This is a genomic window from Nostoc sp. (assembly GCF_036917155.1).
Lineage (GTDB): Bacteria > Cyanobacteriota > Cyanobacteriia > Cyanobacteriales > Nostocaceae > Nostoc.
Map to the genome: position 1 here is coordinate 17,887 of NZ_JBALDZ010000228.1, position 16,959 is coordinate 34,845.

Annotated in this window: 31 protein-coding genes and 1 pseudogene; 21 read left to right on the plus strand and 11 right to left on the minus strand. The window is 44.4% G+C overall.

Annotated elements, in window-relative coordinates:
- Positions 1–205 precede the first annotated feature (205 nt).
- Both V7K67_RS30495 and V7K67_RS30500 read right to left on the minus strand, forming a co-directional pair.
- Positions 206–709 (minus strand): hypothetical protein, encoded by a 504-nt coding sequence (locus tag V7K67_RS30495; RefSeq protein WP_335169729.1) that lies wholly within the window; start codon positions 707–709, stop codon positions 206–208.
- Positions 706–963 carry a hypothetical protein gene (locus V7K67_RS30500; protein ID WP_335169731.1) on the minus strand — a complete coding sequence of 86 codons (258 nt, stop codon included), beginning with the start codon at positions 961–963 and terminating at the stop codon, positions 706–708. Before V7K67_RS30500 ends, V7K67_RS30495 begins: the two co-directional genes overlap by 4 nt.
- Positions 964–1,097: 134 nt before the next feature.
- Between V7K67_RS30500 and V7K67_RS30505 the strand changes: the two genes are divergently transcribed.
- On the plus strand, positions 1,098–1,274 hold the full coding sequence (locus tag V7K67_RS30505; protein WP_335169733.1) for a DUF6888 family protein: 177 nt from the start codon (positions 1,098–1,100) through the stop codon (positions 1,272–1,274).
- Complete coding sequence (locus V7K67_RS30510) at positions 1,271–1,462, plus strand: DUF6887 family protein (RefSeq protein ID WP_335169735.1); 192 nt, start codon at positions 1,271–1,273, stop codon at positions 1,460–1,462. The genes V7K67_RS30505 and V7K67_RS30510 overlap by 4 nt, the downstream gene beginning before the upstream one ends.
- Positions 1,463–1,813: 351 nt before the next feature.
- On the opposite strand, the gene V7K67_RS30515 is transcribed toward V7K67_RS30510, so the two are convergent.
- The 6 genes from V7K67_RS30515 to V7K67_RS30540 all read right to left on the minus strand — a co-directional run bounded on the left by V7K67_RS30515 (position 1,814) and on the right by V7K67_RS30540 (position 4,913).
- The gene (locus V7K67_RS30515) at positions 1,814–2,107 is read right to left on the minus strand and encodes a hypothetical protein (protein WP_335169737.1); all 294 of its coding nucleotides are present in this window, start codon (positions 2,105–2,107) and stop codon (positions 1,814–1,816) included.
- A 180-nt stretch (positions 2,108–2,287) separates the two neighbouring features.
- The gene (locus V7K67_RS30520) at positions 2,288–2,671 is read right to left on the minus strand and encodes a hypothetical protein (protein WP_335169739.1); all 384 of its coding nucleotides are present in this window, start codon (positions 2,669–2,671) and stop codon (positions 2,288–2,290) included.
- Between the two features lie 31 nt (positions 2,672–2,702).
- Positions 2,703–2,843 (minus strand): hypothetical protein, encoded by a 141-nt coding sequence (locus V7K67_RS30525; RefSeq protein ID WP_335169741.1) that lies wholly within the window; start codon positions 2,841–2,843, stop codon positions 2,703–2,705.
- Between the two features lie 118 nt (positions 2,844–2,961).
- Positions 2,962–4,170 carry an RNA-guided endonuclease InsQ/TnpB family protein gene (locus V7K67_RS30530; RefSeq protein WP_335169743.1) on the minus strand — a complete coding sequence of 403 codons (1,209 nt, stop codon included), beginning with the start codon at positions 4,168–4,170 and terminating at the stop codon, positions 2,962–2,964.
- Between the two features lies 1 nt (position 4,171).
- Complete coding sequence (locus V7K67_RS30535; RefSeq protein ID WP_335169745.1) at positions 4,172–4,705, minus strand: helix-turn-helix domain-containing protein; 534 nt, start codon at positions 4,703–4,705, stop codon at positions 4,172–4,174.
- Positions 4,695–4,913 carry a helix-turn-helix domain-containing protein gene (locus V7K67_RS30540; protein ID WP_335169747.1) on the minus strand — a complete coding sequence of 73 codons (219 nt, stop codon included), beginning with the start codon at positions 4,911–4,913 and terminating at the stop codon, positions 4,695–4,697. Before V7K67_RS30540 ends, V7K67_RS30535 begins: the two co-directional genes overlap by 11 nt.
- Before the next feature lie 160 nt (positions 4,914–5,073).
- Between V7K67_RS30540 and V7K67_RS30545 the strand changes: the two genes are divergently transcribed.
- The 5 genes from V7K67_RS30545 (at position 5,074) to V7K67_RS30560 (ending at position 6,743) form a co-directional block, all read left to right on the plus strand.
- Positions 5,074–5,451 carry a hypothetical protein gene (locus V7K67_RS30545; RefSeq protein WP_335169749.1) on the plus strand — a complete coding sequence of 126 codons (378 nt, stop codon included), beginning with the start codon at positions 5,074–5,076 and terminating at the stop codon, positions 5,449–5,451.
- A gap of 205 nt (positions 5,452–5,656) precedes the next feature.
- On the plus strand, positions 5,657–5,734 hold the full coding sequence (locus tag V7K67_RS34650; RefSeq protein WP_442943975.1) for an HNH endonuclease: 78 nt from the start codon (positions 5,657–5,659) through the stop codon (positions 5,732–5,734).
- 39 nt (positions 5,735–5,773) lie between these two features.
- Positions 5,774–6,154: a hypothetical protein gene (locus V7K67_RS30550; protein WP_335169751.1), complete on the plus strand. Its 381-nt coding sequence runs from the start codon at positions 5,774–5,776 to the stop codon at positions 6,152–6,154.
- A 150-nt stretch (positions 6,155–6,304) separates the two neighbouring features.
- Positions 6,305–6,541 carry a hypothetical protein gene (locus tag V7K67_RS30555; RefSeq protein WP_335169753.1) on the plus strand — a complete coding sequence of 79 codons (237 nt, stop codon included), beginning with the start codon at positions 6,305–6,307 and terminating at the stop codon, positions 6,539–6,541.
- Positions 6,542–6,569: 28 nt separating this feature from the next.
- On the plus strand, positions 6,570–6,743 hold the full coding sequence (locus tag V7K67_RS30560) for a hypothetical protein (protein ID WP_335169754.1): 174 nt from the start codon (positions 6,570–6,572) through the stop codon (positions 6,741–6,743).
- A 73-nt stretch (positions 6,744–6,816) separates the two neighbouring features.
- Here the strand turns inward: V7K67_RS30560 and V7K67_RS30565 are convergent, their stop codons facing one another.
- Positions 6,817–7,173, minus strand: coding sequence for a helix-turn-helix transcriptional regulator (locus V7K67_RS30565; protein ID WP_334711410.1), 357 nt, complete (start codon positions 7,171–7,173; stop codon positions 6,817–6,819).
- A 107-nt stretch (positions 7,174–7,280) separates the two neighbouring features.
- On the opposite strand from V7K67_RS30565, the gene V7K67_RS30570 reads away from it, so the two are divergent.
- The 14 genes and pseudogenes from V7K67_RS30570 (at position 7,281) to V7K67_RS34660 (ending at position 15,391) form a co-directional block, all read left to right on the plus strand.
- A complete protein-coding gene (locus V7K67_RS30570) occupies positions 7,281–7,478 on the plus strand; it encodes a hypothetical protein (RefSeq protein ID WP_335169756.1) in 198 nt (65 codons plus the stop codon).
- A gap of 4 nt (positions 7,479–7,482) precedes the next feature.
- Positions 7,483–7,845: a hypothetical protein gene (locus V7K67_RS30575; protein WP_335169758.1), complete on the plus strand. Its 363-nt coding sequence runs from the start codon at positions 7,483–7,485 to the stop codon at positions 7,843–7,845.
- Positions 7,846–7,901: 56 nt separating this feature from the next.
- Positions 7,902–9,260, plus strand: coding sequence for a ParB/RepB/Spo0J family partition protein (locus V7K67_RS30580; RefSeq protein WP_335169760.1), 1,359 nt, complete (start codon positions 7,902–7,904; stop codon positions 9,258–9,260).
- Entirely contained in the window at positions 9,260–9,448 is a 189-nt protein-coding gene (locus V7K67_RS30585; protein ID WP_335169762.1) for a hypothetical protein, read from the plus strand. Before V7K67_RS30580 ends, V7K67_RS30585 begins: the two co-directional genes overlap by 1 nt.
- Positions 9,445–10,047, plus strand: a complete 603-nt coding sequence (locus V7K67_RS30590; protein ID WP_335169764.1) for an alpha-ketoglutarate-dependent dioxygenase AlkB family protein — start codon at positions 9,445–9,447, stop codon at positions 10,045–10,047. The genes V7K67_RS30585 and V7K67_RS30590 overlap by 4 nt, the downstream gene beginning before the upstream one ends.
- Positions 10,044–10,250: a hypothetical protein gene (locus tag V7K67_RS30595; RefSeq protein ID WP_335169766.1), complete on the plus strand. Its 207-nt coding sequence runs from the start codon at positions 10,044–10,046 to the stop codon at positions 10,248–10,250. Before V7K67_RS30590 ends, V7K67_RS30595 begins: the two co-directional genes overlap by 4 nt.
- Complete coding sequence (locus tag V7K67_RS30600; RefSeq protein ID WP_335169768.1) at positions 10,243–10,473, plus strand: hypothetical protein; 231 nt, start codon at positions 10,243–10,245, stop codon at positions 10,471–10,473. The genes V7K67_RS30595 and V7K67_RS30600 overlap by 8 nt, the downstream gene beginning before the upstream one ends.
- Before the next feature lie 100 nt (positions 10,474–10,573).
- A complete protein-coding gene (locus V7K67_RS30605; RefSeq protein WP_335169770.1) occupies positions 10,574–11,644 on the plus strand; it encodes a hypothetical protein in 1,071 nt (356 codons plus the stop codon).
- Between the two features lie 9 nt (positions 11,645–11,653).
- Positions 11,654–12,256, plus strand: a complete 603-nt coding sequence (locus V7K67_RS30610) for a hypothetical protein (protein WP_335169772.1) — start codon at positions 11,654–11,656, stop codon at positions 12,254–12,256.
- On the plus strand, positions 12,253–12,729 hold the full coding sequence (locus V7K67_RS30615) for an ASCH domain-containing protein (RefSeq protein ID WP_335169774.1): 477 nt from the start codon (positions 12,253–12,255) through the stop codon (positions 12,727–12,729). Before V7K67_RS30610 ends, V7K67_RS30615 begins: the two co-directional genes overlap by 4 nt.
- On the plus strand, positions 12,726–13,121 hold the full coding sequence (locus V7K67_RS30620) for a hypothetical protein (protein WP_335169775.1): 396 nt from the start codon (positions 12,726–12,728) through the stop codon (positions 13,119–13,121). Before V7K67_RS30615 ends, V7K67_RS30620 begins: the two co-directional genes overlap by 4 nt.
- Positions 13,114–13,332 carry a hypothetical protein gene (locus tag V7K67_RS30625; protein ID WP_335169777.1) on the plus strand — a complete coding sequence of 73 codons (219 nt, stop codon included), beginning with the start codon at positions 13,114–13,116 and terminating at the stop codon, positions 13,330–13,332. Before V7K67_RS30620 ends, V7K67_RS30625 begins: the two co-directional genes overlap by 8 nt.
- A gap of 380 nt (positions 13,333–13,712) precedes the next feature.
- Positions 13,713–14,597, plus strand: a pseudogene (locus V7K67_RS34655) (DNA N-6-adenine-methyltransferase); the annotation flags it as partial.
- A 233-nt stretch (positions 14,598–14,830) separates the two neighbouring features.
- Positions 14,831–15,391, plus strand: a complete 561-nt coding sequence (locus V7K67_RS34660; protein WP_442943976.1) for a DNA cytosine methyltransferase — start codon at positions 14,831–14,833, stop codon at positions 15,389–15,391.
- A gap of 732 nt (positions 15,392–16,123) precedes the next feature.
- Here the strand turns inward: V7K67_RS34660 and V7K67_RS30635 are convergent.
- Both V7K67_RS30635 and V7K67_RS30640 read right to left on the minus strand, forming a co-directional pair.
- The gene (locus V7K67_RS30635; protein ID WP_335169781.1) at positions 16,124–16,579 is read right to left on the minus strand and encodes a hypothetical protein; all 456 of its coding nucleotides are present in this window, start codon (positions 16,577–16,579) and stop codon (positions 16,124–16,126) included.
- Between the two features lie 8 nt (positions 16,580–16,587).
- The coding region (locus V7K67_RS30640; RefSeq protein ID WP_335169783.1) for a hypothetical protein at positions 16,588–16,959 on the minus strand (372 nt) is incomplete at its 5' end.

Consider the following 16,959-nt stretch of genomic DNA (forward strand, 5'->3'; position numbering starts at 1 on the left):
AAGCGATCGCACCAACCGGGAATCGCACTTGTCGTCAGCACTTGTGATTCGCACCAACCCACTCAGAGGATTAAAAACGGTGTTCTGCTACCCCGTTATCATTAGCCACCTGTGGCATAAATGCCCTGCGGGATGTCCTCAGGCATCGTTTCCTCTGCCTTGGGTTTCAGAACCTTGAAAACTCAATAATTTTCAGGAGCGCAGACTATTCTTGCTCTGGTCTTTTCAGCATTTGAGATTTCAGCGCCTCTAGTTCATCTTCTTCCACGTCTTTCTCTAGCCGAGAAAATTGATATTCGAGTCCAAAGTCATTCTCTATGGGCTTAGATAGTGCTGATTTGGGCATCACGTTTGTCTCGCCTACCTCAAGCGCCTTTTCCCAAAACTCCCATCTATCTGATGTTGATGGTTCTTTGATTTTTTGTATCAGCGACTTTACGTCGGGTGAAGTCGGAGATTTTATCGGGCTGCACAAAACTCGAACAGTCTGATTCTGAAAATCATAGACAACATCAAACACCTTGAACTTGCGCCAAGAGTTAGGTTTGCGCGTCTCATCTATTGGTAAAACGAGAGTTTCGCCAATTCGAGGCAGCCACTTGCAGCTTGAAAATTCGGCAACCATTTTGTTAGAGCCATCGGCACTCCAAACAATGCGTAATTTGAATTCTTGAGGGTTGGGAGTCAAAAGAGGTGTGTTGTTTTTCATCTGTCATCCCCAAGCTTTGAACAGGCATCATCTGGTGATTTGTTTTCAGCAAAGGCACGATGAGTTTCGCAAGCATCGATTTTAGATCGTCTAGCGCCATCATCAAACGACCGAACCAAAGGTGTATTGATCGCATCATTGAGCAAAGCAAAAATTATGAATATAGCTGAAATTATCACCAATAGGGACACGAGGGGACTGACTTGATTTTTGGAGGTCTTTTCATCAAGTTCAGGCTTTTCCTGATTCGTCATAAAATTTCACGACTGGAATAGGGCTATACCTAGAAATCCCAAAAACCAAGCCTACCTAACCACTTGTTGAAAAATTTTTCACATTCCCGATCGCGTATGTTTCATCAAGCAAGAAAATTAAATACGAGGTCAAATTGGAACCAACACCAGAACAATTGCGAAGCTTTTACCGAATGTCGGTGAGGATGAGCAATTTGCTTCGACCAATCAACTTAGTGCGGATGGACGAAAGGACAAAGCGCATAGTGATGTTGGTCGGAGACACAATAGAAATAGAAATTTATCCCAATGGAGAGGTAGTTACCAAGTGACGCAACCCAACTTTGCGGATATGTCCGATACCGAGTTACGAGCCTACGTGTTGCAAAATCCTAACAACACTGAAGCGTTTCATGCTTACGTCGATCGCCTACACGCAGCCAATCCAGATCCACGGCTAATGTCAATTGAAGAAGCCGAGGCTGAATTAGAAAGGAGGGTTAACCAAGGTCAAAAATAGCAGCAAACATCCTGAAAAATTTTTCAGGATGTTTGAACAAAATAGTTAGCCCCCAGGCGTAGAGTCTGAGGGCTGCTGAAAACACTAAATTTAGCCAAAGAAAGAATGAATCACACTAGTCGTCTTCATCACCTTCATCCTCCATACCCGCATCTAACAAGGCTTTTTGTTTTTCTGTTCGCTCTTGCGATCACTTATTAGTGCCATAAATGAAAGCAGTTACGATCGAAACGATAGGAGTCCCAGCAAAAACTTTTCTTTGTTAACTTGACTTGCTAGTTCTTTATTCAACTTTTCAGCAGGAGTCTCATTTATGTCTTCATTTTCCATCACACCACATCAATCCTTTATCTAAATCTGAGCTTCTGCTAAAGCTTTACGCGCTTGGGCAATAAGCGAATCGTTGATTTGATATTCTACTTCCTTGTACTGTGACATTGCCTTTTTAAGATCATGCCCTACAACTACCCAGTCAGACAGCAGTGCCAAATAGTCTGCTTGCTCGGCAGTCAATGATCCGTTGTACTCCTGCAAAGTGTTACCAAAATCAACTATTCTGGCAACACCCTCGATTAAGGATGGTCGTGCGTATAAATAACTTGACAATATATCCATGACTAACCCATCACCATCATAATTACTCATGTCTTTGAGAGTAGACCTCCCCAAATTCAATATACATCAGTCAAAAGTACAGACTGTAAAACGAGTGCCAGCTTTACTAAATCTTTGGCTACTGTGTACGACAAGGAAATTGTAATCTACCTACATAAAGCCCAAAAAGCGATCGCGTCTAACCACTTGTTGAAAAATTTTTCACTCTTGTTACCAGCCGCGAGCATGAAACAACTGACAATAAACCTTCAAGGACTCAGCAGCAGCCGAACCTGGTTTATAGAAAATTTCTTCAGAAGATTTGTCTTCATGAATTAATCGACCTGTAGAACTGTAAACAGAAACGTTCGCAGTAAAGAGTCTTGCGTCACTGCAAGAAGGTTCAAAAGTCGTTTCGATGATTCCACCTTCATAAGACTGATACAGCCTGTATGTCTTCTTCGTAATGCTTTTTGCGTCAAGCATAATCGGGAGTCCATTTGAATCAGTCCCCACCTGCAAGTCACTGCTCTCGGCAAACGCTGACCCATTCAAACTAAAAAATGTTATCGCAACAGCAGATAAAACAGCACCCAATTTTCTAGACTTCAGCATAGGAGTAGAAGTAAAAATAACTACTTCATTTCTATGCTTCCAGGACAGAATGCCGTTGCAGCAAAGTTACTGAAAACCAAGTGAAGATTGTGCGATCGCGTAACTGATGACTTTGGTGCGATCGCAAGCAGAGTAATAACAGGAGAAAAACATGATTGATGTCGAAGAACAAAAAACAATTCGCTGGGTCTTGCGGATTTCTCGTGGGGAAGCCCTTGTTCCCTTCATAAAAGATTTTCTTAATCTAGTGACATACTCCCGGCGCTGCCCTCCGGGACAGCGCGGGCTTCTCAGCGACTCCCGGCAACCCGTCGGACATTAACTGAGCTTTGAAGGACGGGATGCCCCACCGCCCTATATTTTATATTTCGCGCTGCGTTGTGATCACGGTCGTAACTAGCGCCACACTGGCAATTGTGCCACCTATCAGCCAATGTTTTTGGTACTTCCGCCCCACAATCAGAACATTCAATAGTTGATTTGCGCGGGTTTTGTGGTAATCCTGCGCCTCCAGCATTTGCAGCTTTGAGGGTGACAATTCCCAAAAATTGACCCCACGCCGCATCAAGAATTGACTTGGCTAGTCGTGATTTGGCTAGACCTTTGATATTTAAATCTTCATAGGCAATGAATTTATAGCCCAAAGATAGTAACCACAGGGCGGTTTTATAGTGAAAATCTTTACGCTGATTAGCAACTTTTAGGTGAACTCTGGCAACACGTTTAATCGCTTTCTTGCGGCGATTTGACCCTTTAATTTTGCGGGATAATTGGCGCTGTAGCCGCTTCAGTTTCTTCTCGGCTTTACGGTAATGTTGGGGGATTTCTACTTCCTGGTCGTCGCTTGTGACTAAGAATGACTTAAGCCCCATGTCAATACCCACTGTGTTGTCTGATGTGGGCGTGGCATCGGTTTTTAAACTGGGTACAGTCACATCTTCAAGACTGAGGCTGATATACCAGCCATCAGCTTTATGGGTAATTGTGGCAGTTTTGATTTTAAATCCGTCAGGAATTGGGCGGTGCAAAATCATTTTGACTTTGCCAATTTTGGGTAACTGGATGAATTTACCCTGTATGTGTTCTGGTTTGATAGGGTTGGGGAAGGACAGTGAGCGATAACGCCCCTTGCCTTTGAACCGTGGACGACCAGATTTTTTACCGTTGCTGTCACCTTTTAGCCATCTGTGAAATGTTTTTTCAACCCGTGCGACTACATCTTGTAGAGTATTGGAAGGCAGTTCTTTGTATTCCGGGAATAAAGCTTTGCAATTGATTAAATCCCGCTTCTGACTATAGTAATCAGGCTTGTCCTTCAATGGTGCAATACTGCAAGAAATAATAGAGCATCTGTTAACATCGCATCGGTTTTGCTCCCACCAGTTGAACCGTTCTGCCAACCTGTAGTTATATTGACGGCGACACAATTCTAGCCACATTTGAAAACTGGCTATCTGTTGCGATGTAGGGCGTAAATGGTACTGGTGGGTAATTCGCATTTTAACCTTTGCTAATTCCTTCTATTTCCCCAGCCAGTTCTTCCAAAGTGCATTTCAAAACCCTGCACAAAACTAAAGTCTCAGATGGCGTTAATTTAGGCAATCTCACCCCATTCTCCCAGTTGCTTACAGTTTGATCTGTTTTACCAAGCGCCTCTGCAACTTGCCTTTGTGTCAAATTTGCACGCTCTCTAAGCTTCATTATTCTGTTGCCGTTCAAGCTGTTGGTAGACTTGCCCGCAAGATTCAAGGGCGGATCAAACCACAAGATCAAAGCTGATTCGATTTCAGACAACAGATCAGGAGAGTCAACGAATAAATAAACTATTTTTACGCTTCCAATCGCTTCGAGTTGTTCGTACTTATGGTGATTTGCCCATCGGCTTTTTGGGTTGAGCGAACGACCTATGTATTGAATCTTACCTTGAGGATCGATAGCAAAATATATAGCAGGATTTTTAGGAAACGCGGATCTTGCATCCAGAGGTAGCCAAGGAAGAGAAGAAAGATTGATCTCCGAAGGATTAATCATCATTTCTAGACTCCTCTGGAACCCACTCAACAACGTCATCTAGAGCGACTTTGTAAGTAGAAATAATGCGATCAAGTACCTCCCCTGACGGAAATTGCAAGGGATTGTTTTTAAGTGAGTAGACAGTATTTTTGGTAATACCAGTGTCTTCGGCGAAACGGTAAGCACTAACGCCTAATTGTTTTATAAGAGCATCAACCTTGTTTTTCATAGGCATAACCAGAATGGTACACCACAGTATATAACAAATTGCTTTGTAATAGCAAGATTGACTTGTAACAAATTTGCTTGTTATAATATCTTATAGAGAAAGCGCCCCCGTCTCGCAAACTGAAGCGCTTCTCTATTCCAAAACTATGGAGATCATTATTATGACATTCACAGCCTTTGATGCTCAAGCAGAAACCTCTTCCCCTTCTGCCTCCTGCCCTCTGCCTTCTGCCTTTGATTCCCTTCTGCCTTCTGCCCTCTGCCCTCTGCCTTCTTCAGACGCTCAAGCGATCGCCCAACTTGAGTTTGCAATTCATCTCACCCAGCAATCAGAAAACACCGCGTACTATGAAATTGACTCCACCGATGACATATTCGGTAAGCTTTACCGTGTTTGGGGCGGTGAAAAAGGAATCAACCTACTCGGCACTTTTTACCAAAATCTAGATGGTTTCTGGGTGTCCCAACCTTGCAACACATCAGCGCGTGGTAGTTGGGCAACTGACACCCAAGCAGTAAACGCAATTCTAGCGACTTAATGATTGCCCTACTTATCACCAGAGCGCTCTTATCAGGCGCTCTTTCCTACTTTGCAATCGCTTCAAAAACTTCAAAGGTGGTGACTAGATGGATAGTCCGGTAAAAGAGCGTGTCTACAAACGCTTGTATACATCGGCAAGACGCAGGAAACTCCCACATTTAATTGCGAAGTATGGCTTTCGTTGTTTCTAGTGTGGGTGCGAACTGACACACCAGACGATGACTGTTGACCACTACATTCCGCTATCGCGTGGTGGTAGCAACAAAATTAAAAACCTGTGACTAGCTTGTGCTAGTTGCAACAATAAGCGAGATAATGCAATGCCAGAATCAACACCACAAATCATTGCTGAACAATCATCTATCCGTTTTCCTAGTCATTGGTCAGTGCCCAAATATCATTTTGGACAGTTAGTTAAACAAGGTCGAATTATTGGGATTGAATACCAATCACCAGGGACAAGAAGGGCTTACGACTTAGGTAAGGGATGGATTTACGCTGTACTGCTTGATGGCCAGGGGTATGATACCGACCAGCTAAAAGAGTCAGAGATTGAGTTGCCATCATTAGAAAAGCTAGAAAACGAAATCAACTACGAAAAATCACTTGTTGAGATTCATCAAAAAAATTTAGTTGTTCTTGATGAGCAGTTGAGTGAAGTAGCTCAACTTTCTAATATCAGTGAGGTTGAACAAGCATGACTACCGAAAAAGGCAGCTTTGCTGGAGGCAGGAGGCAGAAGGTTTAAATTTCTCGTTTTCCCGCAATCCTTTCCCCTCCGCTCCCCTGCTCCCTTCCTCCCCTTCTGCCTTCTGCCTTCTTTAAACAACTTCTTTTTACAGGTGAACATCATGATTGATTCTGAACAACAGTCACATATCCGCACCGCTTTGCGAGATTCCCGCAGGGAGGGGCTGATTAAGTTCGTGGAAGAATTCGTCACCCTGCTAGAGCAAGAGGGTTTCTCGTTTCAAGACTTGTTAGAAGCACTTGCGGCCTGGATGGATCGCCAGCGACCAAATCCTGTGGAGGTAATTAAGCTTCTAGAAGATGCAGCACTAGAACTGCATCGCGCTTCTCGGAACTAACACAAGTCAACAAATTGGCAAAGGGGATGTGTCCGTCACGGAGAAAGCCATTCATTTCCATCGCCGCCCTTTCCTTCTCTACGAGAGGCTGCGCCAACGGAACGCGCGAACGGGACGGCGTGGGGCTGCTGGCGGAAATAGCTCAGTTGCTCGGCATTTAGAAGATGCTGTTGCCGAATTGCGAACAGAGGCGAAAGGCTGATTTTTGCACTTGTCCCAAGCATGGACATTTTTACTTGTCCGCGCTTGGGACGAAAAACCACTCAGCTTACAGCCTATAAATCTTCAAGCATAAGATTTATCAATCTCTTGCGCTGTTCTTTAGTCAGTTTCTTAGCTAATAAAAAAATCTCCTCTGGTGATATGTGTTCATCACAATTGCTTGCAACTTCTTCCCCCTTTAGATAACCACGTAGCGCATCCCCACTTAAATCAGCAGCTTTGGCAATTTTATCCATATTGTCTGATGACGGATACCCATTACCAGCTAACCATTTCTGAACGGCAGACGAGCTGACACCTAATTCACGAGCAAATTCACTTTGGGAGCGATCGCCCATTGCTCGTTTCACAATTTCCCGAAATCGTTCTCCAAATTGATCGCTCATTAACACTTGTTCAAAAATTTCCATCCACATGATCATAGTTCAGCATCTAGCTGATTTTTTGGTTAACGGGCGCAGCTTACAAAGTCTTATAGTATGATTAATAGCAACTATAGAAAGAGATAACTACAACTATGGTGGGAAGAAGAAAACCAGTTAAAAAAACCTATACAACTTCTATTGCTGTCGCAGAGGGTGTTTTAGACGCAGCCTGTGAGATGGGAGTTTCTGAATCAGCAGTTATTAATTTCGCTCTAAGGGACTGGCTTATGAAATATCGGAAAGAACAGTACGAGGCGGAAAGACGAACAGAACAATTAACGACGGCGTAACAGTATGGAGCAACCAGGGGCATACAAAACCACAGAGAGACTTATCCCCGAAAGCCAACTCAAGGTGATCGTTGAGGGCATGGTCAAAGAAACCCTAGCCCAAATGCTAGGAGTCAACACTACTGCCCAAACTCAAAGACGGTGGTACGACACCGAGCAAGCCTACTCATTGCTGGGGCTGAATTTAGCTGACCAGCTAAGGGATATGGTACGCAGTGGATTATTAAGAATTGGGTATGAAGTGCGAGATGTGCGATCGCCTGATTCTCAAATCCCCCGCTATCAGTTTCACATCGAAAAATGTGAGCTTCGATTATCTTTGTCCCCCGAACAGAGACAAGTAAAAAAGACAAAAAAAATAGCGTGACTTTTAGCAGTCACGCCGAACAATTTATTTTATTAAGTACTTAATAGGACTTAATTATGGCACAAAGACTTGATAATTTCAAGCCCTGCAATCCTCATGAAATCAGGATTTCAAACGACCTAAGCGCTGATGAATCTGAGGTACAAAAAGTTATAGACGGTTTTCAGGCTAATGGTACAATTCCTGACATTATCATCACTGAAGATGGAGAACTGATTGAGGGAATTGATGCCCTAGAAGCAGCCATAAGGCTGGATCAGCAAATAGTAATGGTGCAACTTGCACCATCAATAAAACCGCAAATAGATATCAAGTGGATACCAATAGAATTACTTGATCCTCACCCCATAAATGAAAAAATATACGGAGAGAGCGAGGATGTGACCGCCCTTGCTGAATCGATCGCCAAAGAAGGCTTGCAAGAGATGTTCACTGCAAAACCTGAAAGCAATGGCAGATACACAATCATTCACGGACACAGGCGGCGGCTAGCTTCCCTGAAAGCGGGGATTAAGGTAGTTCCGGCAAAGTTGAAAAATTTTCCAACTATGGAAGATGAGCTAGCGGCTTTGCTTTCCGGCAACGAATATCGGGAAAAGAGCATAGAGCAAAAATCCCGCGAATATTTAGTATGGCTAGAGATAGAGAAGGAGAGGTCTAAATCTCGGTGCGGTCGTCCTGGTGAGGGGCTTGGAGCAACCCGTGATATCCTCGCCAAGCGTGTCGGGTTAGGCAGTGGAGTGAACGCTGAACACGCGATTGTATGCGTGAAAACATTGGATGAAACTGCCGATGCACCTCTCGGAAGCGTGCGACAAAAACAGCACGAACAGCTAAAACAACTACTCTCACGCACTAGGGGCGTGGACGCGGCTTACAAGCTTATCAAACCAGAACCACCACCCAATCAAACGCAACAGCGTTGGAAACCCAAAGAATTCAAAGAATTTGAGCGAGTAAAAATCATTGATGGGCCCAACAAGGGGAGTCTTGCAACTGTGAGAGTGATAACGGGCGCATTCTCCGCTGTTTGCCACCTTGACGGCACTCCAGAAGACAAGAGGCATCAAATAGCCTTCAATCAGATGCAAGCCATTCCTGAAGTCAAACCACCCACGTCAGTGACTCAGGAGTTAGACCAGAAGCAGAAGGAATCGGGATTGGGGACGCGGCGATCGCAATTACTCCCAGACAAGGACAGAAACGAGGGATTCAACACCGCAGAAAATCCGACTTTGATGGTGACTCTGACCAGTGATGAGATAGCGGTAGCCGAAGCCGCGAATAAGCTGATCAAACTGACCTCAAAACAACTCTATGAGGTGATGTGCAAAGTAGAGCCAGAGCTTACCAGTGCCCATTTAGAAGCCATTTGGAAAGCTCTCGAAAAGTCTTTGGCACATAAGGCGGCGTGATGGATACTCCCATTATCAAACTGCCACCAGAGGCATATATGAAAATCGTTGCGGGCAAGCCAATCCAAGCTCCCGCAACCAGCTTGATACTCGGTAAGCGACACAAATTAGTTAATACAGCCACAGGAACTTATATGTTCCGTTACCTGCATTCAGTAGTTGGAGATTGGAGTTATTGGATTAAATGATGCAGCAACTCACTTTATTTGATATCCTCGTCACGCTGCCCGTGGAGTACTACCCTGGCTTCTTGCACAGCAGTGAATCCGAGGATCTCTATAACCACTGCAAAACTTTAGCATGGCAGCAGAACGAAATTAAGATGCTGGGTAAACCCTTACAAGTCCCCCGACTTGAGTGCATGTATGGCAAATCAGGAGCAAGTTATCTCTATTCCAATAGTGTCAATTTGGACGCGCACCCTTGGACACCAGAGTTGTTGAGTTTACGCGATCGCATTACAGCATTCTGTGATCATGAATTTGATATCGTCATCGGCAACCGTTACCGCAACGGGCAAGATTCCATCGGCTGGCATTCAGACGATGAACCATCAATGGGGTATCGTCCTGCAATCGCCTCTATCAGTCTGGGAGCGTGCCGAAAATTTTCCATCAAGCCCAAAGCCAAAGGCAGCAAAGCTACTCATTTCTGGCTTGAACATGGTTCGTTGCTACTGATGCTACCTGGATGCCAAGAAGGATACGTGCATCAGCTACCCAAAGATGACAAGTGTTTTCTTGAACGAATCAACCTGACTTTTAGACCTTACGGAAGACTCAAATGAGCAGCAGACCTGATTCATCTTGGCATTATGCGATCGCTTTTTATGCCTTAATCAGGGCGCACGGAAAGTTGCATAGGTTGATTAGATTTATTGGACGAACTGAGTCTTTTCAGAAATCTGAATCTGACAATGAACAAATCTTGGAAACCCTTGACGATATTGAAAGCGAACTTGATTCTGTACGCCGGAGTATTGATGAGTAAGCCGATGGATTTAACCTTAACCCAAAAAATCGTTGCTGAATTAACTAAAAAAGATTGCAGCGCCGGGGAAATCAAGGACGCTACAGGTGCTAGTTATCCTGAGATTTTTGCAATTCTCAAACAGCTTTCAGATACTGGCGCTGTACAACACTATTTCGCCTACAACACGCCTTTACCAGCGTTGATATATCAGTTGAAAAAGCAGCCATTTGGGAAAATTTAACGGTCATCTTCCCAAAAAAAAGATGGCTCCCTCATACAACATAACCTGCGAGGAAACCAAAAATTACTATGTTTAATATATCCGAAAATGGAGGTGTGGAATGAGTATTGTTCGCACCAAAAAGAAAAAAAATAATTTCTCAATTATTGATAACACTGGCTTGGTTGACCCAACGTTAACGTGGAAAGAAACTGGACTTCTATCGTTTCTAATGACCAAGCCGGATGATTGGGAAATCTCAATCAAGGCTCTTTCCCACAACAAAGTAGACGGTAGGGATTCGGTAGCGACAGCAATAACCGGCTTGCGGAAAAAAGGCTATGTCCATCGGATCGACAAAAGAGTAGGAGGCAGATTTGAAACTGAATATCTAGTCTTTGAAACAAGAGAAGACTTGAGAGAATGGCTTGAAGAAAACGAAATTATGATGACAGAACCGGAACGGCTTAACCGTGACGGCTTAACCGTGACGGATCAACCGGAACGGCTTAACCGTGACGGCTTAACCGTGACGGAAAACCCGTCACAACTAAATACTGATATAGATATTACTGAAGAACTAAATACTGAAAAACTAAATACTGAGAGAGAAGAAGAGCCGCCAACACTAGAAAATTTTACTGATGTTGAGCGAGAAATAGAAACGCTCATTCACTCGCCAGAACAAGCGCATATTTTGCGCGAAGTCTGCCCAGCAGTTGATTCTGTCCGGCGAGCTTCGCAAATGTCCCAAGTCTTGCCGTCTAGCAAAATTATTCCGCACGGTGAGAATGATTCTCATAAGCAAACGGTCGATCGTGTCAAGAGAGTGTGGGAGCAGACCGGAATCCTGCCTAAAATTCCGATGGAAATAGAGTTATGGGCATCTGCCGATCTAGGACAAGACGTATTGAGCGCCTATCGGCTAAGTGGGCGAATAACTACCACAAAAAGAGGGGATATCGCGCCGGAATTTGCAATGTATGTGAGTAGCCAGAATCGAGGCAAAGACATTGATTACGGCTACACATATATCAAAAAACTTGAGGCAGATCCCCGTCACTGGGAGACTTTAGCATCGTTAGTCTTGAAGTGGCAAGCCTCAATCAAAGCAGGCGATCGCAATCTCAATATTGCTCGCGCTGTAGATCAAGCCTCTCGCCCTTCGATCAAAATTAATTTGAATCTTTAGGAGTTGACAATGCTGCACTACGAAGATTTTAAAGCTGCTGTTGGCGAACTTGAATGTTTTTATGACGGAGTAATTTTAAACGGCAAAATCTTAGAATCGGCATGGTACGAGACGCTAAAAAATTTGTCATTAGCTCAACTGCAAAATGCGATCGCCCGTTGCTTCAAAAAACATCCGAGAGCATATAAATTTTTCCCTTCATCTGGACAGATTTTAGAGTTTGCCCAAGGTGAATACAGACCGCCTGGAGAGTGTGTAATGGGTAATTTCTCTCTACCTGTTTTGCCTTCTCACGAACAACGCTTAACACCTGAGCAGATAGCTGAGTTGTCCTTGCGTGGGCGCTTGGTAGCACGAATAATTTTGAATTGCACGGGCTACATGACCTCTGAGCGCAAAGAAGCACTCATTGAACAGTTTAAAACCACGCCAACTCATGAGCTTGAGCGTATTGCTTCCACGAGCAATCGCACACGAAAAAACGGAAGCACTATCAACAATATTGCAGACATTCTTGAAAGAATGGAGCAAAATTTTGAAGCCGAATCGGCAGATGAATACTACAAAAATTCTAAAGCGATCGCCCGTCAATGGTTGGAGGAGCAAGCATGAAAGCCATTAGTCTGTGGCAACCCCACGCCTCACTGATTCCTTTGGGATTGAAAGGCTATGAGACGCGATCGTGGGGTACAAGCTATCAAGGCCCATTAGTAATTTGTTCAGCGAAGAGAAGCCAGAAAAACCAACATCTTTGTTGGTTGGCAATTCTCGAAACAATGGAATCGTTGGGTGTGGAAACCAGCAATCTCCCTTGTTGGGATGAACTGCCTTTTGGGTGCGCGATCACGATCGTCAATTTGACCAATTGCATCAAAATGACGGCAGAATTTATCGCTGAACAAACTGAATCTGAAAGACTGGTCGGTGATTGGCAAGTTGGAAGGTTTGCTTGGAGACTGGAGAACATTAGGAGTAATGCTTTCCCAATTCCGGTTCGAGGGAAGCAAGGACTTTTTGATGTTGACGTTGACTTGAAAGAAGAGTTGGAGACGATGCCTACGGCAATCCCAAGGGAGAACGCATGAATCAGCAAGTCCTTACTCCCCGTTCAATTCTCCTTGATGCTTGGTGGTCTGGCGGAAATATCGGCGAGGGAGATGCAGAAATAATTGCACAAGCCATTAGCACTTGGAAGCATGGGGCAGGTGCAATCATATATTACTCAGTTCCTTTTGGGATGTCAGGGGAACAGTTTAGACGCACGGTTAAACCAGTAGCAGATGCCTCTGTTCACGATGCTTTTATATCGGGTAGACAGGTGTTTGTAGTCAACATGATGGGCGATTGGAGGGCATACCCTGATCTGGAAAAACCAGAATGTCCCAAAGGTTACTGGTGGATGTCAATATTGTGGGAGCGTTCAACTCTAGTAGTCTATGTCCTTGCTCCTTCTTGTTGGAGGCGACGATATGCCTGATAAATCCTGCCTCAATTGCCTCATGGGAGAATTTCACCCAGTAGTTGATAGTAGTTTGTACTCCTACTCTGGCGAATGCTGTCATTTTGAAGCTGGCATCCGTGAACAGGTCACAGGGATTCTTGAAGTTGAGAGCGAGTATTTGGTAGAGGTTGAGCAGATGTTTGAGCGAGTTGGTCAGCAATGCCCAATGTGGGAGCCGCAGTCATGACAACCGTTGCACCCAATCTTGGAAAATTATTCAACAGCCGCACCTCTCGACCAGCCACGCCAGAAGATATCGCCCTACTCGCTTCTGGTGACTGGATTAGCGAGAAAGATTGTCCCTGGTCTTGGCAGTTCAAGAACTCTTGCCAGGATATGGCAATAGGTGTATGGGAGGGTAAAGAGTTTTTCGTACCACATCACTTGCTGATGGTATGCGAGATCATCGAGGGACAAGTTGTTGAAAAATTTTTCAAGAAGCCTGAAGCAGATTATGCCGAATTGAAGGTGGGCGATCGCTTCAAATCCTTACAGGCAAACATAAAGTCCCCGCCTGTGCAGCCGTTGCGTTCCACAGAATCAAATTCCTTGAGGAGTGGTGGCGAAATGGAAGCAGATAATTCAATCTCAGATCCAAGATATGTGGGTGACGTGTTTGGTCGTAATTTTTGCGAAAGATTTAAGATAGGCGATCGCTTTGCTAGCAAGAGTGTAAAGTTCTGCATTGTTGCTGTTCGTGATGGTAAAAAGTCTTACCAAATCAGGTGGGATGTAACCCCCGCAAATCCAACAGGTTCTAAAGAATGGGTAGATTTAAAATTTCTGTGCAAGTGTGAGCCATTAATTGTGTCAGGTTTACCAAAGCACAAATTTCAAGCGGGTGACAAGGTTCGCATTTTGAATGCGAACTTCGGGACTCATGGACAGATAGCTACTGTAATCGCATTGCGGGCTTACGGGCTGGTATTCACCGACGAACCGCTTCTGTCGCTCTATCACCAAAAATGCCTAGAAAAGCTTGAAAACGAGGTTGAGGGAATAGGGAATAAGGGAAATAATGATTCTCATTCTTCTCCCCATCTTCCCATCTCCCGCTCCAAAGAATCAGACAAGTGGTACACCCCGCCCAAGATTGAAGACTTGGTGATTCTGGTACTTGGTGCAATTGACCTTGACCCATGTGCTGACGACGGCAAACATATCAAGGCAACTAACCACCTCACCGCAGCTGACGACGGACTATCTCTTGAGTGGCGTGGGCGAGTATTTATGAATCCTCCCTATTCTTGCCCTGGGAAGTGGATCGCAAAACTGCAAACTGAATATGAATCAGGAAGAGTGAGTGAGGCGATCGCACTGGTTCCCGCTGCCACGGATACCAATTGGCTATCACCACTACTTGCAAGTCAACCCGTCTGCTTCTGGAAGGGACGCATCAAATTCCTGGATACAAACTATCAACCGAAGCAATCCGCAAGGCAATCACACTGTCTGGTCTATTGGGGAGCTAATCAGCAGAAATTCAAGCAAGTTTTTGATGAGGTTGGAGTTGTGAAAAATGTAGATTCGTGGAATCCTGCGGACTTTGGAAAAGTGCCACACCAGATTGAAGCATCGGGGCAAACGACTATCTTTTTTGATGACAGCAACGAACCACCTGAACCCGATGATTTTGACACTGTAGAAGAATTTGAGGAAGCGTGGAAACAATGGGAGAAAGTTAAATGTACCTCACTAGTGGACACATTTTTAGTGGGGCATCCGGCGATACCCAAGGCGCAGTTGCCGCAGGATACAGACCAGTGTGGGCAGTCGAAAACAATCCCTTCGCCGCGTCTGTGTACAGAAAACGATTTCCAAATACTCAACTCATCGAACAAGACGTTGCCACCATTAGCGACGAATTTATCAGGAATCTCCCCACCCCAGACATTATCCTTCTCACAGCACCTTGCGTTGACTTTTCCTTGGCTGGAAAACGAGCCGGAATTAATGGAACTCGCGGAAGTTTGTTTTTTGAGGGACTCCGATGGATTAGAATCCAGCGCCCACCTGCACTCCTCTTTGAAAATGTCCGTGGTATCCTTAGCGCAGACAAAGGGACTGCCTTCCCGCAAGTCATCCAAGCGTTTACAAGTTTGGGGTATCGCTGCACCTGGCAACTTAGGAATGGCAATAGGCACGTCCCCCAAAACCGAGAACGAGTTTTCATCGTGGGCTATCACGGCGGAGGTCAGGGCGACTCAACCGAAGATAGGCAAGAAATCCTTGCAGGAAATATTTAACGGTGAGTCCACTGCGGTCTTGGCTTGTAGCCAAGATGAGCAAGTGGCGAACCCGAAGGGTGTAAACTCGGTAACTGGAGAGGAAATTGACGAAGCTTTCACACTCACCGCATCCACGCCCAAGTTAGGGGCTGGCAACAAATCCCACCCCAATACTTTCGTTTCTATTCCTGTAAAAGTTTATGTTGATGGAGTGGCAGAGGCTACTGAGTCCCCTGCCCTTTGTAGTGGTGGATGGCAACACCGATCACCATTACATCGAGACAAAAGGGGTGCAGACGCTCGAAGACTCGCTAACGCTTCGCTATCATTCGCTGTACTGTATCGCGCGGCTGGGGGCGATCGCCTCTACCACGAACAATCCCCATGCCTACGAAGCCCCAATAATTCAGGCACAGGGGCTTACAAAATTCGTGAATACCAGGGTGAAACCTACCTTGAGCGCCCCATTAATGCGACCGAAGCAGAGCAATTAATGGGGTGGGAAGTTGGCTCGACTGCGATCGGTATCAATAAAGAAGGGGATGAGGCTACTATTAGCCAAACCCAGCGCATTAAGATGATTGGGAATGGAATTATCCCAGCAGAAATAACCGATATTTTGACCGCAATTAAGCCAATGTTAGAGCGTAAATTAGAAAGTGAAGTGCCTGAAAATATGCGGTTTGCTTATCGTCAATTGCGACAAAAAGGGATGAGTCATCAAGACGCAATGCATTGTTTGCTGCCGAATTAAGAGTTTGGGGTTGCCTCCATTTGGGCATTCAAGATTTCATTAGTATAAACTAAATCGAAGCCCGCTTCTTGTGCAGGGGAAATATTTATTTGTGACTGATAACTAGGATCAGGAATTGTCTGTTGTAATAGTGCAATAATTGCATCGTGTTGCTGCTGATTTATTATTCCTCCACCCAGCAGATTTTCTAAATTAGGAATAAAATATTTACTGATTCCCGAAGCGTAATCTGATAAAATAAATTTCCATGTTTCGGTTTGTTGCACCTTGAATCTAGTTGCAGAATCCAGTAACGCAGAAACATCATCAACGGTTACTGGCTTTGGAATTTCTGTGATAGGTACGGGATTATCTATCAATCTTTTAGTATTAAGTTCGCTGCAAATTTCAGCAGCAGATTGATTGGGGTAATTGGGTAATTGAGATGCGAGCCATTCTTGTTTTGTAGTCATATTTTTAATTAAAATTTATTATCAAAAGCTGAATGAGTGCGTCCTTTTGGTAAAGATGCTAAAGGGAGTCCATAAATCCTTGCTGTGTTTGAACTACAGGGCACACAAAATACATTTCCATTAGTTAATAGTACGCCTCCATGAAAAGCACCACTACCAGGATAAGTGCCACTAGGAGTACTTAATGTATTTGTGTTCGGATTGTAAATTGCTGCGGTTGTTGAATTATTAGGTATACAAAATACATTTCCATTAGTTAATAGTACGCCTCCAAAAAAAGCAGCGCTACCAGGATAAGTGCCACTAGGAGTACTTAATGTATTTGTGTTCGGATTGTAAATTGCTGCGGTTGTTGAATTATTAGGTATACAAAATACATT

What these genes read in the sequence shown, in the direction of transcription:
- V7K67_RS30610 (WP_335169772.1), top strand. Translation starts at nt 11,654, where the DNA reads ATGCTGCACTACGAAGATTTTAAAGCTGCTGTTGGCGAACTTGAATGT.
- V7K67_RS30585 (WP_335169762.1), top strand. Translation starts at nt 9,260, where the DNA reads ATGGATACTCCCATTATCAAACTGCCACCAGAGGCATATATGAAAATC.
- V7K67_RS30635 (WP_335169781.1), bottom strand. Translation starts at nt 16,579, where the DNA reads ATGACTACAAAACAAGAATGGCTCGCATCTCAATTACCCAATTACCCC.
- V7K67_RS30495 (WP_335169729.1), bottom strand. Translation starts at nt 709, where the DNA reads ATGAAAAACAACACACCTCTTTTGACTCCCAACCCTCAAGAATTCAAA.
- V7K67_RS30590 (WP_335169764.1), top strand. Translation starts at nt 9,445, where the DNA reads ATGATGCAGCAACTCACTTTATTTGATATCCTCGTCACGCTGCCCGTG.
- V7K67_RS30615 (WP_335169774.1), top strand. Translation starts at nt 12,253, where the DNA reads ATGAAAGCCATTAGTCTGTGGCAACCCCACGCCTCACTGATTCCTTTG.
- V7K67_RS30535 (WP_335169745.1), bottom strand. Translation starts at nt 4,705, where the DNA reads ATGATGATTAATCCTTCGGAGATCAATCTTTCTTCTCTTCCTTGGCTA.
- V7K67_RS30570 (WP_335169756.1), top strand. Translation starts at nt 7,281, where the DNA reads ATGGTGGGAAGAAGAAAACCAGTTAAAAAAACCTATACAACTTCTATT.
- V7K67_RS30600 (WP_335169768.1), top strand. Translation starts at nt 10,243, where the DNA reads ATGAGTAAGCCGATGGATTTAACCTTAACCCAAAAAATCGTTGCTGAA.
- V7K67_RS30530 (WP_335169743.1), bottom strand. Translation starts at nt 4,170, where the DNA reads ATGCGAATTACCCACCAGTACCATTTACGCCCTACATCGCAACAGATA.
- V7K67_RS30520 (WP_335169739.1), bottom strand. Translation starts at nt 2,671, where the DNA reads ATGCTGAAGTCTAGAAAATTGGGTGCTGTTTTATCTGCTGTTGCGATA.
- V7K67_RS30620 (WP_335169775.1), top strand. Translation starts at nt 12,726, where the DNA reads ATGAATCAGCAAGTCCTTACTCCCCGTTCAATTCTCCTTGATGCTTGG.
- V7K67_RS30540 (WP_335169747.1), bottom strand. Translation starts at nt 4,913, where the DNA reads ATGAAAAACAAGGTTGATGCTCTTATAAAACAATTAGGCGTTAGTGCT.
- V7K67_RS30595 (WP_335169766.1), top strand. Translation starts at nt 10,044, where the DNA reads ATGAGCAGCAGACCTGATTCATCTTGGCATTATGCGATCGCTTTTTAT.
- V7K67_RS30545 (WP_335169749.1), top strand. Translation starts at nt 5,074, where the DNA reads ATGACATTCACAGCCTTTGATGCTCAAGCAGAAACCTCTTCCCCTTCT.
- V7K67_RS30550 (WP_335169751.1), top strand. Translation starts at nt 5,774, where the DNA reads ATGCCAGAATCAACACCACAAATCATTGCTGAACAATCATCTATCCGT.
- V7K67_RS30625 (WP_335169777.1), top strand. Translation starts at nt 13,114, where the DNA reads ATGCCTGATAAATCCTGCCTCAATTGCCTCATGGGAGAATTTCACCCA.
- V7K67_RS30515 (WP_335169737.1), bottom strand. Translation starts at nt 2,107, where the DNA reads ATGAGTAATTATGATGGTGATGGGTTAGTCATGGATATATTGTCAAGT.
- V7K67_RS30575 (WP_335169758.1), top strand. Translation starts at nt 7,483, where the DNA reads ATGGAGCAACCAGGGGCATACAAAACCACAGAGAGACTTATCCCCGAA.
- V7K67_RS30555 (WP_335169753.1), top strand. Translation starts at nt 6,305, where the DNA reads ATGATTGATTCTGAACAACAGTCACATATCCGCACCGCTTTGCGAGAT.
- V7K67_RS30605 (WP_335169770.1), top strand. Translation starts at nt 10,574, where the DNA reads ATGAGTATTGTTCGCACCAAAAAGAAAAAAAATAATTTCTCAATTATT.
- V7K67_RS34660 (WP_442943976.1), top strand. Translation starts at nt 14,831, where the DNA reads ATGTACCTCACTAGTGGACACATTTTTAGTGGGGCATCCGGCGATACC.
- V7K67_RS30565 (WP_334711410.1), bottom strand. Translation starts at nt 7,173, where the DNA reads ATGGAAATTTTTGAACAAGTGTTAATGAGCGATCAATTTGGAGAACGA.
- V7K67_RS30580 (WP_335169760.1), top strand. Translation starts at nt 7,902, where the DNA reads ATGGCACAAAGACTTGATAATTTCAAGCCCTGCAATCCTCATGAAATC.
- V7K67_RS30500 (WP_335169731.1), bottom strand. Translation starts at nt 963, where the DNA reads ATGACGAATCAGGAAAAGCCTGAACTTGATGAAAAGACCTCCAAAAAT.